Source organism: Alicyclobacillus hesperidum subsp. aegles (assembly GCF_027923525.1).
In the GTDB taxonomy this organism is placed as follows: Bacteria; Bacillota; Bacilli; order Alicyclobacillales; family Alicyclobacillaceae; genus Alicyclobacillus; species Alicyclobacillus aegles.
On sequence record NZ_BSBJ01000033.1, the window covers coordinates 1 to 334 of the forward strand.

General features: G+C 50.6%; 1 pseudogene. It reads right to left on the minus strand.

What is annotated here, in order from left to right:
* Positions 1-334: pseudogene (locus QMF38_RS09570) on the minus strand (IS1182 family transposase); the annotation flags it as partial.

A 334-nucleotide genomic window follows, 5' to 3' on the forward strand; every position in this document is an offset into this window, starting at 1 on the left:
CTGTTCTAGATGCGGGATTAGGCAACGCGTGTCAGTCGGTCTCTGGTGAATGCTGAAACCGACAATGAACTGGTTCTCGGTACCCACTTGAACGTTGTATCCGGGCTTGAGTTGCCCATTTCTCATATGATCCTCTTTCATCCGCATGAAGGTTGCATCCGGGTCGGTCTTACTGTAGTTGTTTCGCCCTTGGAATACCGATTGTTGAGCCTCGTACTTCCGACACCGAGGCACGTAATCCTTGCGAAATGTACGAACTGCCTTACGCAACGGTTTATTGGTCTTATCCTCTGCCAAACGTTGTTCTAGCCGGGATACGGTCTCTTCGAGCTGC